The sequence below is a fragment of the Reyranella aquatilis genome (assembly GCF_020880995.1).
GTDB lineage: Bacteria > Pseudomonadota > Alphaproteobacteria > Reyranellales > Reyranellaceae > Reyranella > Reyranella aquatilis.
On the sequence record NZ_JAJISD010000006.1, the window covers coordinates 299,760 to 315,490 of the forward strand.

Consider the following 15,731-nt stretch of genomic DNA (forward strand, 5'->3'; position numbering starts at 1 on the left):
CCGGGCGCCTTAGGCTTCGGGGCTCGAGGAGCCGAGCTTGGCCTGCAGCTCGGCGATCTGCTTCTTCAGCTCCTCGTTCTCCTCGCGCGCCTTGGCGGCCATCGCCTTCACGGCGTCGAACTCGTCGCGGCGCGGAATGTCCATGCCGTCGAGGATCTTGGCGATCTGGTCGCGCACCCGCGCTTCCATCTCGTCCTTCATGCCGGTGAGCGCGCCCATGGCGCCGTTGGCCACCTTGGTCAGGTCGTCGATGAAGGGATTGCGGGTCTGCATGGATCGCTCCTGTTGCGGGCCGGTCTTGGGATGCGGCGAGTATGGGCGGCTGCTAGCATCCGGCGCAAGAGAAGTGGAGGACGCCGTGAGCCTGGTCAAAGTCGAGTCGAGCGAGGGAATCACCACCATAACGATGGCGCGCCCGGAGAAGCGCAACGCGCTGACCCAGGAGCTGTGCGACGGCCTGTACGACGCCTACCGCGCCTTCGAGGCCGGCGACGACCAGGTCGCCGTGCTGCAGGCCGACGGCCCGGCCTTCTGCGTCGGCGCCGACCTCATGGCTCCGCCCGCCGCCATGTGGAAGGCCGTGCCGCATGTCAGCCACGCGCTGACTAAGCCGGTCATCGCCGCCACCCAGGGCTGGGTGATCGGCGGTGGCATCTGCCTGGTCATGACCTGCGACCTCATGGTGTCTGCGGATACGACGAAGTTCATGTATCCCGAGGCCAAGGTCGGCGTGTTCGGTGGCCTGATGCCGGGCATCGTCTCGCGCATGCCGCACAAGGTTGCCATGGAACTGCTGCTGCTCGGCGAGGAGATTTCGGTGAAGCGCGCCTACGACGTGGGCTTCGTGAACAAGGTCGTGCCGCTGGGCGAGGAGCGCGCCGAGGCGCGGCGGATGGCGACGGTCATCGCGCAGTCCGCGCCGCTGGTGATCCGCACCCTGCGCGACTTCGCCAACCAGACGCTGCCGCGCGGCCCCGCGGAGATCTTCGTGCCGGAGCGCTACAAGCTCGAGACCATCGCCAACTCCGCCGACCGCAAGGAAGGCGCCGCCGCCTTCCGCGAGAAGCGGCCCGCGCAGTTCAAGGGACGCTGACGCCATGGGCAAGCTGCTGCTGGTCGGATGCGGCAAGATGGGCGGCGCCATGCTCGACGGCTGGCTGGCGCGTGGCCTCGTGGCCGCCGACATCGTCGTGGCGGAGCCGGTCGAGGCGATCCGCCCCCGGCATGCGGGCGTCCGTGTGGTTTCCTCCTCGACCGAGATGACGGAGACGCCCGAGATCGTGGTGCTGGCGGTGAAGCCGCAATCGATGGACGAGACGCTGATCGACCTGCGGCGCTTCGCCGGCCAGGGCTCGGTGTTCCTCTCGATCGCGGCCGGCAAGACGCTGGGCTATTTCGCGGCCCGCCTCGGCCATAGCGCCAAGATCGTCCGCTCCATGCCCAACACGCCGGCGGCGGTGCGACAGGGCATAACCGTCGCGACTGCGGCGGCCAGCGTCACGGCGGCCGAGAAGAAGCGCTGCCATGAACTGCTGGAAGCGGTCGGCCAGGTCCTGTGGGCCGACGACGAGGCGCTTCTGGATCCGGTCACGGCCCTGTCGGGCAGCGGGCCGGCCTATGTCTTTCTGCTGGTCGAGGCGATGGCCGCGGCGGGCGAGAAGGCGGGTCTCCCCGCCGACATGGCCATGCAGCTTGCCCGGGCAACCGTGGCCGGCAGCGGCGAACTGCTGCGGCAATCGAAGGAGCCGGCCTCGCAGCTTCGCGTTAATGTGACCAGCCCCGGCGGCACGACCGCTGCCGCCCTGCAGGTTCTGATGGCAAAAGACGGTATCCAACCTGTGTTCGACAAGGCGCTGGCCGCGGCCTCGAATCGATCGAAGGAGCTGGCGGGATGACAGAAGCGGAGGAGCAGATTCGCGACCGGGCACTCGACGCCTTTCTCGGGCTGATCGCGGAGAAGGGCTTCGCGGACGTGTCCCTGCGCGAGGTCGCCCAGGCGGCCGGGCTGGGCTTTGCCGATCTCTATCGGCTCTATCCAGACAAGATGTCCCTGGCTGCCGCCTTCATGGCCCGGATCGATGCGGAGGTCCTTGAGGGAACGCCGTCGACAACAGATCCGGAGGAGACCGTCCGCGACCGCCTGTTCGACGTGATGATGCGCCGTTACGACGCGCTGAAGCCGCATCGCGCGGCCCTGCGGGCGCTGCGCCGCGCCGGCACGCGCGATCCGATGGTCGCGCTCTCCATGGGGCCGGCCCTGCGCCGATCGATGTCGGCCATGCTGGAGGCCGCATCGGTGCCGAGCGAAGGCCTGCCTGGTGCATTGCGGCAGAACGGGCTGCTGGCCATCCATTATGCCGTGTCGCGGGTCTTCGACGGCGACGAGTCGGGCGATCTCTCAAAGACCATGGCGGCTCTCGACGGCCGCCTCAAGACCGCGGAACATTGGTCCCAACTCTTTGATAAATATACCAAATCCCCGATGGCGCGAGGACCGCAGGAACCGCCGGTTTCGCCTGCTCCGTGAAGATTTTGTGCGGTGCACAAAATCACCCCTTGACTCGCTGCAGCGCATCCTTAAATTGAGCCTCGTTGTGCACCGCAGCAAAGGCGGGGCACCCAGCTCAGCCTTTGTTCGACCCTGCAGGAGAATTCCCATGTACGCCAACGGCGCCTTCAAGAACCCCTTCGCCGACTTCGACTTCAGCAAGATCTCCAGCGAGTTCAAGCTGCCGGCCATGAACGTCGAGAGCTTCGTCGAGACCGCGCGCAAGAACTTCGCGACCATCACCTCGGTCAACACCGCCGCCGTCGAGTCGATGAAGACGATCGCGCAGCGCCAGGGCGACATGGTCCGCGCCGCGATGGAAGACCTCTCCAAGCATGGCAGCGAAGTCCTCGCCGCCGCGACCGTCGAGGAGAAGGCCGCCAAGCAGATCGACTTCATGAAGAAGACCTACGAGTCGGCGATCACCAACTCGAAGGAGCTGGCCGAGCTCTACACCAAGGGCCAGACCGACGCCGTGACGGCGCTGAGCGCCCGCGTCGCCGAGCTGACCGAAGAGGTCAAGGCCGCGATCGCCAAGAAGTAAGCGTTTCAGAGCAAGCGTGGATCGGCCTGTCGCCGATCCGGAAAAAGGGGCCGCGTACGGGGCCCCTTTTCTTTTGCGCGCGCGACTCTACTGTCGGCGCATGGCCACCATCGCTTACGAAGATTTCGAGCGCGTCGACATCCGTGTCGGCACCATCATCGAAGCCGCACCGCTCGAGGGGGCACGCAAGCCGGCCTACCGGCTGCTGATCGATTTCGGCGAGGCGATCGGCACGAAGAAGTCCTCGGCCCAGATCACCGTCCACTACACGCCACAGGAGCTGGTCGGCCGCCAGGTCGCCGCGGTCGTGAACTTCCCGCCGCGCCAGATCGGCAAGTTCATGTCGGAAGTGCTGACGCTGGGCTTTCCCGCGGCCGACGGCAGCGTCGTGCTGATCGCACCGACCAAGCCGGTGCCCAACGGCGGCAAGCTTTTCTAGAAATTCCAAGCCTGCCCCTTGGGACGGGGGAAGTGAGGGGCCGGGGCTACTCCGCCGCTTTTGGCAGGGGCTCGCGGAACCTCGTGCGGTACCCGTCCCATTCGTCGGCGCCGGACAGGCGGAAGCCCTGTTGTGGCGTGATGTCGGAGAGCGGGGCGGGATGGCGGCCCTTGGCCTTGAGATCGGCGAGTGCCGCATCGCAGGCCCCGACCACGGTGCGCGTGAGCACGCCCGGCAGGATCATCACCGCGTAGTTCATTTTGCCCGCCTCGTCGATCGACAGGTCCGGCGTCTTGCCCTTCCACACCATGTTGAGCAGGCACGGTCCCTTCACCAGCTTCGGCACCGAGGCCGTTTCCTCCAGCGTCTGCGGCGCCTCGACGAACGCCATGTCGGCGCCGGCCTCGATGGCGGCGTTGGCGCGGCGGATCGCCTCCTCGAAGCCCAGTGAGGCACGTGAATCAGTGCGCGCGATGATCAGGAAGTCCGGATCGACCTTGGCGCTCACCGCGGCGCGGATCTTGGCGACGTAGTCCTCGATCGGCACGATGGTCTTGTCCTCGAGATGGCCGCACTTCTTGGGGAAGCCCTGGTCCTCGATGTGGATGCCGGCGACGCCGCGCTTCTCGTATTCGCGCACGGTGCGGATGGCGTTCAGCTCGTTGCCGTAGCCGGTGTCGGCGTCGGCGATCACCGGCAGCCTGATCGCGGTGGCGATGCGGCCGGCATTGTCGGCCATCTCCGACATGGTGACGAGACCGTAGTCGGGATAGCCGAGGCTCGCTGCGGTGCCGGCGCCGGTCATGTAGACCGCCTCGAAGCCCGCGCGTTCGATCGAGCGCGCGGTGATGCAGTCGAAGCAGCCCGGTGCGGCCACCATCCCGCGCTTCATGGCGTCGCGGAAGATCTTGCCCTTTGACATGTCGCTTCTCCTCCTCACGCCGCCTTCATGCCCATCGCCGCGGCCTGGCGGGCATCGAAGTCCTGGCGCACCGTGTCGTAGTTGTGGCCCTTCATGACGCCGCGGACGGTACCGGGTTCGACGGTGCCGTAGAACACCTCCCAGCTCTGCGGCAGGCGCCGCGAATCGGGGCGGGCCAGCCACAGCCGGTAGAGCGTGCGCTTCTTCGTCTCGTCGTCATGGTCCTCGAAGCCGGTGCGAGAGTGCAGCATCGTCTGGTTGCACAGGATCTGGAGATCGCCCGGCTCCAGGTTCATGCAGAACATGTTCTCCGGCCGGCGCAGCACCGTGTCGAAATACTCCATCGCCTCCCGCTGCAGCGGCGTGAGGGGCGTCGCGCCGTCGAGCTTCAGGGCGTTGACGATGCGGTTGCGGTTCCACTTGCAGAAGACCCGGCCGTTCTCCTCGGTGACGATCGGTGCCGGATACCACGGCGCCTCGCCCTCGGACTGCTCGCCGTTGCGGCTGAACGGATAGTCGGTGGTCAGGGCCGCGGCGTAGTCGGGCCGCTCCCGCTTGAGGATCTCGTAGGCGGTGGCGGCGCTTGCGCACATGCTCATGCCGCCGACCGGCGCCTGATTGTAGCAGGAGAGCAGCACGACGTCGGAGCCGTCGACATGGAAGTCGAGCTCGGCGTTGGAATTGTAGCCGCGGCCGGTCGGGCTGCGGTAGTTCATGCCGGCGTTCTTCACCTCGGTGATGTAGTCGCTGGCCTTGTTCTGCGGCCGCGCCACGCCGAAATGCAGGCCGATCGCCCAGGTCATCAGCCGGAACTCGTCGGGCGTCACGCCCTCGCGCGGCAGGTTCTTCACCAATGCCATGCCGCGCCCGTCGCGCACCTCGCGGAACGCCGCGGCGAGCGTCGGCACGGCGGCGCCGAGATCGAAATCCTGGCGGCGCCACGACAGGATGGGCCGGTCGGCCGGGCCGGCCTTGCGCACCGTCGCGAGCAGGTCAGCGCTCTCGCGCGCCGAGAGGGCATGGACCCAGCCTCTGTCCGCCTCGACGTCGGCGACGGTCCAGGCAATGGGAGCGGTGATTGCCATCATGTCCTCCATCAGTCCGCGGTCATGCCGAGCCGGCGGATCGTCTCGCCGGACTCCTTGATGTCGCGCTGGAAGCGTGCGCTGAACGCGGTCGGCGTATCGCCGCCGGGCAGCGAGCCGTATTCGATGATCTTGGCGCGGAACTCCGGCACGGCGAGCACGCTGGCGATGTCCTTCTGGATCGCCTCGACGGTCGCGGGCGGCGTGCCGGCCGGCGCGAACAGCCCGTACCAGGAATTCTCGTCGAGGCCCGCGAAGCCCTGCTCCTTGAAGGTCGCGACGTTGGGCAGAGCGGGGATGCGCTGCGTGCCCATGATGCCCAGCGCCTTGAGCTTGCCGGCGTTGATCAGCGCCAGGCCCGAGGTGACGCTGGCGATGCCGACATCGACGCGACCAGCGGAGATGTCGCCGACGAAGGAGGCGGCGCCCTTGTAGGGCACGTTCATCAGCTTGATGCCGCCGCTGTCGAAGATGCGTTCCGCCATCAGCCGGCTGCCCGGATCGGGGCTGGCCGAGGTCCGCTTGTCGGGACCTTCCTTGCGCACCAGCTCGACCAGGCCCTTGAAGTCGTTGGCCGGAAGGGTCGGAGTCGCCAGCAGTGTCGCGACGGGATAGGCGACCGCGGTGACCGGCGCGAAGGCCGTCGCCGTGTCGTAGGGCAGCTTCATCAGATGGGCGTTGATGGCGATGCCCGACACCGCCAGCACCATCGTATGGCCGTCGGGCTGGGCGCGGGCGACGAGCGCCGCGCCGACCGATCCGTTGCCGCCGGTGCGGTTGTCGACGATCACCGTCTGGCCCCACTTCTCTTCCAGGGCCTTGGCCATCAGTCGGCCGACCGCGTCGGTGCCGCCGCCGGGGCTGTAGGGAACGATGATGGTGACGGTCCTGGTGGGGGCGAAGGCCGGCTTGGACGGGGCGGCAGTCTGCGCGGTGGCCGTGGCCGCGACCCCGAACGCGAGAGCGATGCCGGCGAATGCAGCTGTGATACTCCTAGCCATCCTCGTTCCCTCCTTTTATTGGTATAAAGTTAGTACAACATGGTGTCAGACGCTGAGGCAAGCCGGCCGCGCGGCACGGTCCGGGGGGCGAAACCGGATGCATCCGGTGTGAAGCTCAGTGCCGACGGGGCGCTGTTGCATCGCCAGCTCTATGTCCTGCTGAAGGAGCAGATCGTTTCGGGCCGCTATCGCCCTGGCGACGCCCTGCCGACGCAGGAGGCGCTCTGCCGCCAGTTCTCGATCTCGCGCATCACGGTACGACGGGCGCTTTCCGATCTCGCCGACGACGGTTTCGTGCGCAATCGCCAGGGGGTCGGCGCCTTCGTCACGGCCAAGACGATCGACACGAAGCATGGGCCGGACTTCGGTTTCATCGGCGACCTCAGGCGCACAATCAAGGAAACGACGATGCGGATCCTGGCGCTCGAGGTCGAGCGATGCCCCCGGCCGATCGCCGCCCATCTCGGCATTGCCGACGGCGAGCAGGCGCTCCACCTGGTGCGCGTGAGGTCGTTCGAGAACAAGCCCGTGACCCTGCTCGACGGCTGGATCCCGATGCCTTTTGCGCGCGCCGTCACCGAGGAGGGGCTGAAGACGACGTCGCTGCACGAGCTGATCGCCGGCAGCTTCGAAAAGCTCGGCGGGGTGGCGCAGGAGGTCAACGCCGCGCTCGCCGATCCGTTCGTCGCACGGGCGCTCGACATCGAGATCAATTCGGCGACGCTCAAGATCGATCGGCTGGTGCACAACCGAGACGGCGCGCCGGTGCACTACGTCACGGTCTGGACGACGCCCCGCCGCACGCGCCTGGTGATGGAGGTGAGCGCCGACGACATCGACGGCTACAATGTCGGACGGCTGCTGCACGACGTGCAGAAGTGACGGCTTCGCCTCTCTTTCCTCCCCCGTAGGACGGGGGAGATGAGAAGAGGTGGCAGACCTCTCTAGTAAACCCGGTGGATCCAGCCGTGCGGGTCGGCGGTGCGGCCGCGCTGGATGCCCACCAGGGCGGCCTTAAGTTCCTCGGTCTTGGCGCCCGAGCCGCCGTTGCCGATCCTGAACTCGCCGTCGTTGCTGCGGACGGTGCCGATCGGCGTGACGACCGCAGCGGTGCCGCAGGCGAAGGCCTCTCGCAGGCGGCCGCTGGCGGCATCCTTGCGCCACTGGTCGATCGAGTAGCGCTCCTCGCTCACCTTGATGCCCTTGTCCTTGGCCAGCGTCAGCAGCGAGTTGCGGGTGATACCCGGCAGGATCGTGCCGCCGAGCGGCGGGGTGATCATCGAGCCGTCGTCGAACACGAAGAAGATGTTCATGCCACCCAGCTCCTCGATCCAGCGCTGCTCGACGGCGTCGAGGAACACGACCTGGTCGCAGCCGTGGCGTGTCGCCTCGGCCTGCGCCTGCAGGCTGGAGGCGTAGTTGCCGCCGCACTTCGCCGCGCCCGTGCCGCCGGGCGCGGCGCGGGTGTAGTCCTGCGAGACCCACACCGATACCGCGGGCGCATCGGTCTTGAAGTAGGCACCCACCGACGAGGCGATGACGATGAACAGGTAGTCCGACGAGGGCTTCACGCCGAGGAAGATCTCGTTGGCGAACATGAAGGGCCGGATATAGAGGCTGCCATCGCCCTCGGGGATCCAGGCGCGGTCTATCTTCACCAGCTGGTCGACCGCCTCGAGGAAGACGTTCTCCGGCAGGATCGGCATGGCGAGGCGCTCGGCCGACTGCTGGAAGCGGCGGGCGTTCTCCAACGGCCGGAACAGGGTCGCGCCGCCATCGGCGGTGCGATAGGCCTTCAGCCCCTCGAAGATCTCCTGGGCGTAGTGCAGGACCGCCGCGGCCGGATCCATCGGGATCGGCGCGCGCGGCTCGACCTTCGCATCGTACCAGCCCTTGGTCTCGTGATAGCGGATCGTGACCATGTGGTCGGAGAACACCCGGCCGAAGCCTGGATTCTTCAGCAGTTCCGCGCGCTTCTCGGCGGAGACCGGCGACGGGTGCGGGACATGGGCGAACGAAAGCGACGAGGTCGTGGACGTTGTCTTGGACATTTTTCTCTCGACTATTTGCTTCACTCTATCACAGGCGGCGGCCCGGCAAGTCCCGGTGCGCCGCTCATAGCGGAATTCGCACGATCACACGCAGGCCGCCGAACGGCGAGGCGGCCAGGGTGACGTCGCCGCCGTGGCTGCGCGCCACGTCGCGGGCGATGCTGAGCCCCAGGCCCACGCCGCCGGTGTCGGCGTTGCGCGACTCGTCCAGCCGGTAGAAGGGGCGGAACACGTCCTCGTACCTTTCGGGCGGAATGCCGGGGCCGTTGTCGTCGACCGTGACCTCGATCGAGGTCCGGCCGCGCACCGCCTCGACCTTCACGTGATTGGCGTAGCGCAGCGCGTTCGACACGATGTTGGTCAGGCAGCGCTTCATGGCGATCGGCCGCAGCTCGACCGCCATGTCGCCCTTCCAGCCGAGGTCGAGGCCGGCATTGTCGCGCCGCACGCCTGCTGCGACGTCCTCGAGGATCTCGGACAGGTCGGTCATCACCGGTTCCTCGTCGCCCTCGCCGCGGGCGAAGGCGAGATAGCCCTCGATCATGCGCTGCATGTCGGCGACGTCGTCGGCCAACTCCTTCGTCTCGGGAGAGTCCGGCAGCAGCGCCAGGGAGAGCTTCATGCGCGTGAGCGGCGTCCGCAGGTCATGGCTGACCCCGGCCAGCATCTCGGTGCGCTGCTGGATCGACCGGCGCAGCCGGATGCGCATCGTGTGGAAGGCGGTGGCGGCGTTGCGCACTTCGCGCGTGCCGCCGGAGAAGGCGAAGTCGGGCACGTCGCGGCCCTTGCCCAGCGCGTCGGCCGCAACGCCGAGATGCTCGATGGGCACCAGCTCGCGCCGCATGAACCAGATGGCGAGGCCGAACAGCACGAGCGCAAGCCCGAGCTGCGCCACGACGTAGGCGAAGCTCGATCCGAAGGTCAGGCGCACGTGCGGCACCAGGACCTCCATGACATCCCCGTCGGAAAGCTGGATCTCGATCAGCAGCTGGCCGCCGCCGATGTTGTTGTCGAGGAAGAAGGGCCGCTTGAGGTCGGCGTTGAGCGCACCCTGGACTTCGCGCGCCACGATGTCGAAATACTCCGGCTCCTTGAAGGGCCGAACGATGCCCTTGCGGAACGAGACGAACAGCAGAAGGTCCTGCGCCGAGCGCCGCAGGATCCAGTTGCGATGCTCGTCGTCGGGAAAGTCCGACCGAAGCGAGATCAGCAGGCGCAGGTCGCGGACCAGCAGGATGGCCAGCCGGTTGGTCACGTTGTCGCCGCGCTGGCTGTAGAACCACCAGGCCGACAGGGCCTGCAGCAGCAGCATCGGCACCACGATGATGATCAGCGCGCGCGCGAACAGGGTCTGCGGCGAATGCTTGTCCGACCATTGCGCGATGCGCTCGAAGACGTCGCTGATGGCGCTCCACCTCATGCGTCGACCAGCCGGTAGCCCTGGCCGCGCACGGTGCGCAGATAGCGCGGAAAAGACGGATCGGGCTCGATCTTGCGGCGCAGCCGCGTCACCTGCACGTCGATGGCGCGCTCGTTCACGTTGGCGCCGATGGTCTTGCACAGCGTCTCGCGGCTCAGCACCTCGCCGATCCGGCCGGTGAAGGCGCGCATCAGCGAGATCTCGGCGTCGGTCAGCGCCACGCGCCTGCCCTTGTCGGTGAGCTCGCCCAGCTCGAGGTCGAACTGCATGGGGCCGAACGTCACCTGTCGCGGCGTCTCGGGCGTGGGGGCTGCGGTGGCGGCCGAGGGGCGGCCGCGGCGCAAGACGCTCTGGATCCGCAGCAGCAGTTCGCGCGGCTCGAACGGCTTGCCGAGATAGTCGTCGACGCCGGTTTCGAGGCCGGCGATGCGATCCTTGGTCTCGACCATGGCGGTCAGCATCAGGATCGGCACGTCGTCGGTGCGGCGCAGCTCGGCGGCGAATTCGAGGCCCGTCTCGCCCGGCATCATGACGTCGAGCACGATAAGGTCGAAGTCGAGGGAGCCCAGCCGCTGGCGAGCCTCGGCGGCGCTGGCCGCGGTCGTGACGCGAAAATCGTGGCGCGACAGGAAGGATTTGAGGAGTTCGCGCAGGCGCGTGTCGTCGTCGACGACAAGAATGTGCGGCTTGTCGGACGAAGCGTCCATCGGGGGCTAGCGGTTGCCGCCGCGCATTCGCTTGTCGACCACCTGCCGCTCTTGGGGGTCGAGCAGCCCGAGCAGGACCTTGCGGAAGCCTTCCACCGCCTCGGCACCGGTCTCGCGATAGGCGCGGGCGAAACGCTGGCTCTGGCGGTCGGTGAGGTCGCGCTCCAGCTCCTGGCCCTTGGGGGTCAGCCACAGCAGGCGCTCGCGCCGGTCGCGCGCGCCGCTCTTCTGCTCGACATAGCCCTGTTCGAGCAGGTCCTTCAGCACGCGGCTGATCGACTGCTTGGTCACCTTCAGGATCGACAGGAGGTGCCCGACCGTCTGCCCGGGATGGCGGCCGATGAAGTAGAGCGCGCGGTGATGGGCGCGGCCGAGCTGGTAGTGCCGCAGTTGCTCGTCGGACTCGAACGTGAAGTCGCGATAGGCGTAGAACATCAGCTCGATGCCCTGACGCAGCTCTTCGTCGCGCAGGAACAGGGGATTGGCGGGGGGTCTGGATTCCACGCCGTCTTTATAGAGCGGGTGCGTTGCGTTGACACCCCGCGCGGGCCGATGTTACGGCGCGACGCTTTTTCCCGACATTTTCTTACGCTGCGCGAGGCTGCCATGCTGACGGTCCATCATCTCGGCCAGTCGCAATCCGAGCGAGTCGTCTGGCTCTGCGAGGAACTCGGCATCCCCTACGATCTGAAGATCTATGATCGCGATGCCGTCACGCGGCTGGCGCCGCCCGAATACAAGGCGCTGCATCCGCTGGGCGCGGCGCCGGTGATCCAGGACGGCGACGTGCTGCTGGCCGAATCCGGCGCCATCGTCGAGTACATCGTGGCCAAGCATGGCGAGGGCCGCCTCGTGCTGGCGCCCGACCATCCCGACTTCGCCCAGTTCCTCTACTGGTTTCATTTCGCCAACGGCACGCTGCAGCCGGCGACCGGCCGCAACATGATCCTCGGACGACTGGATCTCCCGGCCGACAATCCGCTGCTCAAGGCGATGACGGCGCGTCTCGGTCTGGCGCTCGGTCTGCTGGAAGCCCGCCTCGCCAAGGCCGACCATCTGGCCGGACGCGAGTTCACGACCGCCGACATCATGGCCGTCTTTTCCCTGACGACCATGCGCTACTTCCTGCCGTTCGACCTTTCGCCCTATCCCGCGATCCTCGCCTACCTGCAGCGCATCGCGGCTCGCCCGGCCTACCGCCGCGCGATGGAGAAGGGCGATACCGGGATGCCGCTCCTCCTCACCTGAACTTTCCGGTCGCAAGCCCGAACAGGGTCAGTGCGATTGACAATGTCAGTAATATTGACCTAAAGCGGCAGATAGTTATAGAATGACGGTCTGTAACGACCTGATCGGAATCAAGGGAAGGGGGATATCGCAATGTCCTTAACCATGGACGACCGCGACGGTTTCATCTGGCTGGACGGCAAGCTGGTGGCGTGGCGCGACAGCCGCATGCACGTGCTGACCCATGCACTGCACTACGGCTCGGCCGTCTTCGAGGGCGAGCGCATCTATGACGGCCGGGTCTTCCGCCTCGCCGCCCACAGCGCGCGGCTGATCCGCTCGGCCAACCTGCTCGACTACGACCTGCCCTGGTCGCGCGAGGAGATCGACGAGGCGACGCGCGCCGTTGTGAAGGCCAACAACCTCACCGCCGGCTACATCCGGCCGATCGCCTGGCGCGGCTCCGAGGTGCTGGGCGTTTCGGCCATCGGCACAACGGTGCACCTCGCGATCGCCCCCTGGGCGCAGGAAGGCCGCCTGTCGGTGCAGGCGCGCGACGCCGGCATCAATGTGACCATGGCCAAGTACCGCCGGCCCTCGCCCGAGACCGCGCCGGGCCACGCCAAGGTGGCCGGTCTCTACGTGATCTGCGGCATCGAAAAGGACCGCGCCCTCAAGGCGGGGTTCGACGATGCGCTGATGCTCGACTGGCAGGGCCGCATCGCCGAGACGACCGGCGCCAACATCTTCCTGGTGATCGACGGCCGGCTCGTCACGCCGACGCCGCACAACTTCCTGGATGGAATCACGCGCCGTGCGGTGATGGGCATGGCGCGGAAGCGCGGCTGGGCGGTCGAGGAGCGCGACGTGATGCCGGAGGAACTGGCCCGGGCGAGTGAGGTCTTTCTGTGCGGCAGCGCCGCAGAGATCGTGCCGGTCGGCTCGATCGACCAGCATCATTTCCAGGCGGGCCCGGTCGCCAAGACGCTGATGGCCGATTTCCAGAAGCTGGTGCGCGAGCCCGACAGCGAGGGCTTCGGCGATGCCACGCATCTCATGACGCCGGCCTCGTCGCTGGCGGCGTGACCTGCACCGTCTACGGATCGTAGACGGCGACGAAAAGCACTGCCTCCCACCCTTCGGCCCGCAAGGTCCGGCGGCGGGAGGCGAACCAGCAGCGGACGCGGCCCTGGGCAATATTCTTGCCCAGGTCATGGCCTCGTCGCAGATAACCGATCTGCACGGTGGATCGGTCGGGCAGGTCGATCTCGGCGCGGACTGCGTCGTCACGATCGGCATTGTCGGGTTCAAGGATGAGCCGAACCTCGGTACCAATCACAACGGATCCGATTTGCTCGGAGTCGCAGGAGATGGACGCGTAGGAGTCGCGCCAGCCCGGAGGCAGCACTGCCTTGGCTTCCTTGTCGGCCTGAAGCGCGGCCGGAATGCCCTCTAGTGCATCCCGCGGAAGCTCCCGAGGCTTGACCTCCGCGGGAAGGGAAGGACGGTCGGTGCCCAGGCTGGCGCGAATCGCGCGGATGACCGGCCGGAACATCCCGGCGATGACGCCAAGGACCAGTTCGGCGACCAGGCCGATGACGGCAAAGACGGCCTCGACAAGCGAGCCGATGATACACTCTCCATGGGCAGCCATGAATCATAAGCGATTCCGGTCCTGCTTGACATCGGGGGCGGCAATCCCCTTTTCTCGATGGCGTCCGAGGGGTGTCTGATCTTCCTGCGCGGGGACGGGCTGAGACAGCCTTAGCGGCTGAACCCTTTGAACCTGATCCGGGTCATGCCGGCGAAGGAACGGGAGCTTGGCGTTGGATCGACCTGTCGTATCTATCATCGGAGCCGGCGTCGCAGGCCTTGCCTGTGCGACGGAACTCGCCGATCGCGGTATCGCCGTCGAGGTGCTGGAGCGGGCCGCCCATCTCGGCGAGAGCGCCTGCTCGTGGATGGCCGGCGGCATGCTGGCGCCCTGGTGCGAGCGTGCGACCACCGACGAGATCGTCGCCCGGCTGGGCGAACCCTCGATCGACTGGTGGCGCCGGCATTTTCCCGGCACCGTCAGCAAGGGCAGTCTCGTGCTGACACCACCGCGCGATGCCGCCGACCTCACGCGCTTCGCGTCCCGCACCGAGCGCCATGAATGGCTCGACGCCGACGCGATCGCGGCCCTCGAACCCGATCTCGCCGGCCGCTTCCGCCGCGCGCTGTTCTTTGCGGACGAGGCCCATCTCGAACCGCGCAAGGCGCTGGCCGCGCTGGCGGCCGGTCTCGAGGCGCGCGGCGTGCCGATCCGGTTCGGGGTCGACGTGAAGCCCTCGCAGGCCGAAGGGGACTTCGTGGTCGATTGCCGCGGCCTGGCCGCGCGTGACGAGCTTCCCGACCTGCGCGGCGTGCGCGGCGAGATGGTCGTGGTACGAACCCGCGACGTGTCGCTGTCGCGGCCGGTGCGGATGCTGCATCCGCGCATCCCGCTCTACATCGTGCCGCGCGGCGACGGGATCTTCATGATTGGCGCCACCATGATTGAAAGCGAGGAGCGCCGCGCCGTCAGCGTGCGTTCGGCCGTCGAGCTGCTGAACGCGGCCTATACGTTGCATCCGGCATTCGGCGAGGCCGAGATCGTCGAACTGGGCGCCGACCTGCGGCCGACCTTTCCCGACAACCTGCCGTGCATGCGGCGCAAGGGCCGGGTGCTGCATGCCAACGGGCTTTTCCGGCATGGTTTCCTGCTCGCGCCTTGGCTGGCGCGCCAGGTTGCCGATGCCGTCCTTGTGGAGACGAGAGATGCGGATATTCCTCAACGACGACATGCATGAGGTCGCGCCCGGCACGCTGGCGGCGACGCTGGAGACCCTGGGCTTCGGCGGCCGCAAGATCGCGACGGCGGTGAACGGCCGCTTCGTCGCTGCCCCGGCGCGGCCGCGTACCGAGCTGGCCGACGGCGACAGGATCGAGGTCGTCGCGCCGATGCAGGGAGGCTGAGGCCTCATGTCGTCATCGTCCTTCTATGGCGTGGAGCTGAAGTCGCGGCTGCTGCTGGGCACGTCGCGCTATCCCTCGCCGGCGATCCTCGAACGCGCGATCAAGGCGTCGGGCGCGGAAGTCGTGACCGTGTCGCTGCGCCGCGAGAGCGGCACCGGTCGTGCCGGTCAGGCCTTCTGGTCGCTGATCCAGTCGATGGGCGTTCGCGTGCTCCCCAACACCGCCGGCTGTCATTCGGTCAAGGAAGCGGTGACGACCGCCCACATGGCGCGCGAACTGTTCGACACGCCGTGGATCAAGCTGGAAGTGATCGGTGAGGCCGACACCCTGCAGCCCGACGTGTTCGGCCTGGTCGAAGCCGCGCGTATCCTGTCCGAGGACGGGTTCGAGGTCTTTCCCTACACGACCGAGGATCTCGTGGTTGCGGAGCGGCTGGTCGAGGCCGGCTGCCGGGTGCTGATGCCGTGGGGCGCTCCCATCGGCTCGGCGCGCGGCCTGAACAACGTCTACGGGTTACGCTCGATGCGCGCACACTTTCCCGAGATCCCGCTGGTCGTCGATGCCGGGCTTGGCGTGCCCTCGCATGCGGCCGCGGCGATGGAACTGGGCTACGACGCGGTCCTGCTGAACACGGCGGTTGCCGAGGCGGGCGATCCGGTCGAGATGGCGCGCGCCTTCGCGCTGGGCGTGGAGGCCGGCCGCGCCGCCTATCTCGCGCAGCCCATGGAGCCGCGCGACATGGCCGTGCCGTCGACGCCGGTGATCGGCAAGGCGGCGCTGGGAGACTGAA

The 15,731-nt window shown here is 67.4% G+C and carries 20 protein-coding genes and 1 riboswitch; of the genes, 11 read left to right on the top strand and 9 right to left on the bottom strand.

The genetic code is table 11. The features are described from left to right. Nucleotides 1–9: 9 nt before the first annotated feature. A complete protein-coding gene (locus tag LJ725_RS15905) occupies nucleotides 10–273 on the bottom strand; it encodes an accessory factor UbiK family protein (protein ID WP_230551622.1) in 264 nt (87 codons plus the stop codon). A gap of 85 nt (nucleotides 274–358) precedes the next feature. On the opposite strand from LJ725_RS15905, the gene LJ725_RS15910 reads away from it, so the two are divergent. The 5 genes from LJ725_RS15910 to LJ725_RS15930 all read left to right on the top strand — a co-directional run bounded on the left by LJ725_RS15910 (nucleotide 359) and on the right by LJ725_RS15930 (nucleotide 3,531). Then, complete coding sequence (locus tag LJ725_RS15910) at nucleotides 359–1,093, top strand: enoyl-CoA hydratase/isomerase family protein (protein ID WP_230551623.1); 735 nt, start codon at nucleotides 359–361, stop codon at nucleotides 1,091–1,093. Nucleotides 1,094–1,097: 4 nt separating this feature from the next. Further along, nucleotides 1,098–1,895: a pyrroline-5-carboxylate reductase gene (gene proC, locus LJ725_RS15915; protein ID WP_230551624.1), complete on the top strand. Its 798-nt coding sequence runs from the start codon at nucleotides 1,098–1,100 to the stop codon at nucleotides 1,893–1,895. Further along, the gene (locus LJ725_RS15920) at nucleotides 1,892–2,527 is read left to right on the top strand and encodes a TetR/AcrR family transcriptional regulator (RefSeq protein ID WP_230551625.1); all 636 of its coding nucleotides are present in this window, start codon (nucleotides 1,892–1,894) and stop codon (nucleotides 2,525–2,527) included. The genes proC and LJ725_RS15920 overlap by 4 nt, the downstream gene beginning before the upstream one ends. Nucleotides 2,528–2,657: 130 nt before the next feature. Beyond that, the gene (locus LJ725_RS15925) at nucleotides 2,658–3,092 is read left to right on the top strand and encodes a phasin family protein (protein ID WP_230551626.1); all 435 of its coding nucleotides are present in this window, start codon (nucleotides 2,658–2,660) and stop codon (nucleotides 3,090–3,092) included. 100 nt (nucleotides 3,093–3,192) lie between these two features. After that, nucleotides 3,193–3,531, top strand: a complete 339-nt coding sequence (locus LJ725_RS15930) for a tRNA-binding protein (RefSeq protein WP_230551627.1) — start codon at nucleotides 3,193–3,195, stop codon at nucleotides 3,529–3,531. 46 nt (nucleotides 3,532–3,577) lie between these two features. Here LJ725_RS15930 and LJ725_RS15935 read toward each other — a convergent pair whose 3' ends face one another. From LJ725_RS15935 to LJ725_RS15945, 3 genes are read right to left on the bottom strand one after another with little or no spacing between them, the layout of a single operon-like run. Continuing rightward, nucleotides 3,578–4,453, bottom strand: a complete 876-nt coding sequence (locus tag LJ725_RS15935) for an isocitrate lyase/PEP mutase family protein (RefSeq protein WP_230551628.1) — start codon at nucleotides 4,451–4,453, stop codon at nucleotides 3,578–3,580. A 14-nt stretch (nucleotides 4,454–4,467) separates the two neighbouring features. After that, nucleotides 4,468–5,538 carry a TauD/TfdA family dioxygenase gene (locus LJ725_RS15940; protein ID WP_230551629.1) on the bottom strand — a complete coding sequence of 357 codons (1,071 nt, stop codon included), beginning with the start codon at nucleotides 5,536–5,538 and terminating at the stop codon, nucleotides 4,468–4,470. An 11-nt stretch (nucleotides 5,539–5,549) separates the two neighbouring features. Then, a complete protein-coding gene (locus tag LJ725_RS15945) occupies nucleotides 5,550–6,539 on the bottom strand; it encodes a Bug family tripartite tricarboxylate transporter substrate binding protein (protein ID WP_230551630.1) in 990 nt (329 codons plus the stop codon). Nucleotides 6,540–6,647: 108 nt separating this feature from the next. On the opposite strand from LJ725_RS15945, the gene LJ725_RS15950 reads away from it, so the two are divergent. Further along, complete coding sequence (locus LJ725_RS15950) at nucleotides 6,648–7,421, top strand: GntR family transcriptional regulator (protein ID WP_230551631.1); 774 nt, start codon at nucleotides 6,648–6,650, stop codon at nucleotides 7,419–7,421. A gap of 62 nt (nucleotides 7,422–7,483) precedes the next feature. Here LJ725_RS15950 and LJ725_RS15955 read toward each other — a convergent pair whose 3' ends face one another. The 4 genes from LJ725_RS15955 to LJ725_RS15970 all read right to left on the bottom strand — a co-directional run bounded on the left by LJ725_RS15955 (nucleotide 7,484) and on the right by LJ725_RS15970 (nucleotide 11,221). Continuing rightward, nucleotides 7,484–8,590, bottom strand: a complete 1,107-nt coding sequence (locus LJ725_RS15955) for a branched-chain amino acid aminotransferase (protein ID WP_230551632.1) — start codon at nucleotides 8,588–8,590, stop codon at nucleotides 7,484–7,486. Nucleotides 8,591–8,654: 64 nt separating this feature from the next. Further along, entirely contained in the window at nucleotides 8,655–10,010 is a 1,356-nt protein-coding gene (locus tag LJ725_RS15960) for an ATP-binding protein (RefSeq protein ID WP_230551633.1), read from the bottom strand. Continuing rightward, on the bottom strand, nucleotides 10,007–10,717 hold the full coding sequence (locus LJ725_RS15965; protein WP_230551634.1) for a response regulator: 711 nt from the start codon (nucleotides 10,715–10,717) through the stop codon (nucleotides 10,007–10,009). Before LJ725_RS15965 ends, LJ725_RS15960 begins: the two co-directional genes overlap by 4 nt. Nucleotides 10,718–10,723: 6 nt before the next feature. Beyond that, a complete protein-coding gene (locus tag LJ725_RS15970; RefSeq protein WP_230551635.1) occupies nucleotides 10,724–11,221 on the bottom strand; it encodes a MarR family winged helix-turn-helix transcriptional regulator in 498 nt (165 codons plus the stop codon). 102 nt (nucleotides 11,222–11,323) lie between these two features. Between LJ725_RS15970 and LJ725_RS15975 the strand changes: the two genes are divergently transcribed. Further along, nucleotides 11,324–11,965, top strand: coding sequence for a glutathione S-transferase family protein (locus LJ725_RS15975; RefSeq protein WP_230551636.1), 642 nt, complete (start codon nucleotides 11,324–11,326; stop codon nucleotides 11,963–11,965). A 132-nt stretch (nucleotides 11,966–12,097) separates the two neighbouring features. Next, entirely contained in the window at nucleotides 12,098–13,030 is a 933-nt protein-coding gene (locus LJ725_RS15980; RefSeq protein ID WP_230551637.1) for a branched-chain amino acid aminotransferase, read from the top strand. A gap of 10 nt (nucleotides 13,031–13,040) precedes the next feature. On the opposite strand, the gene LJ725_RS15985 is transcribed toward LJ725_RS15980, so the two are convergent. Next, nucleotides 13,041–13,598 carry a hypothetical protein gene (locus LJ725_RS15985; RefSeq protein ID WP_230551638.1) on the bottom strand — a complete coding sequence of 186 codons (558 nt, stop codon included), beginning with the start codon at nucleotides 13,596–13,598 and terminating at the stop codon, nucleotides 13,041–13,043. A gap of 57 nt (nucleotides 13,599–13,655) precedes the next feature. Next, a riboswitch (TPP riboswitch) is annotated at nucleotides 13,656–13,774 on the top strand. On the opposite strand from LJ725_RS15985, the gene thiO reads away from it, so the two are divergent. From thiO to LJ725_RS16000, 3 genes are all read left to right on the top strand, one after another. Beyond that, nucleotides 13,771–14,775, top strand: coding sequence for a glycine oxidase ThiO (gene thiO, locus LJ725_RS15990; protein ID WP_230551639.1), 1,005 nt, complete (start codon nucleotides 13,771–13,773; stop codon nucleotides 14,773–14,775). Its footprint overlaps the riboswitch before it by 4 nt. Beyond that, the gene (gene thiS, locus LJ725_RS15995) at nucleotides 14,744–14,941 is read left to right on the top strand and encodes a sulfur carrier protein ThiS (protein ID WP_230551640.1); all 198 of its coding nucleotides are present in this window, start codon (nucleotides 14,744–14,746) and stop codon (nucleotides 14,939–14,941) included. The genes thiO and thiS overlap by 32 nt, the downstream gene beginning before the upstream one ends. A 6-nt stretch (nucleotides 14,942–14,947) precedes the next feature. Continuing rightward, nucleotides 14,948–15,730, top strand: coding sequence for a thiazole synthase (locus LJ725_RS16000; protein WP_230551641.1), 783 nt, complete (start codon nucleotides 14,948–14,950; stop codon nucleotides 15,728–15,730). Nucleotide 15,731: the final 1 nt, after the last annotated feature.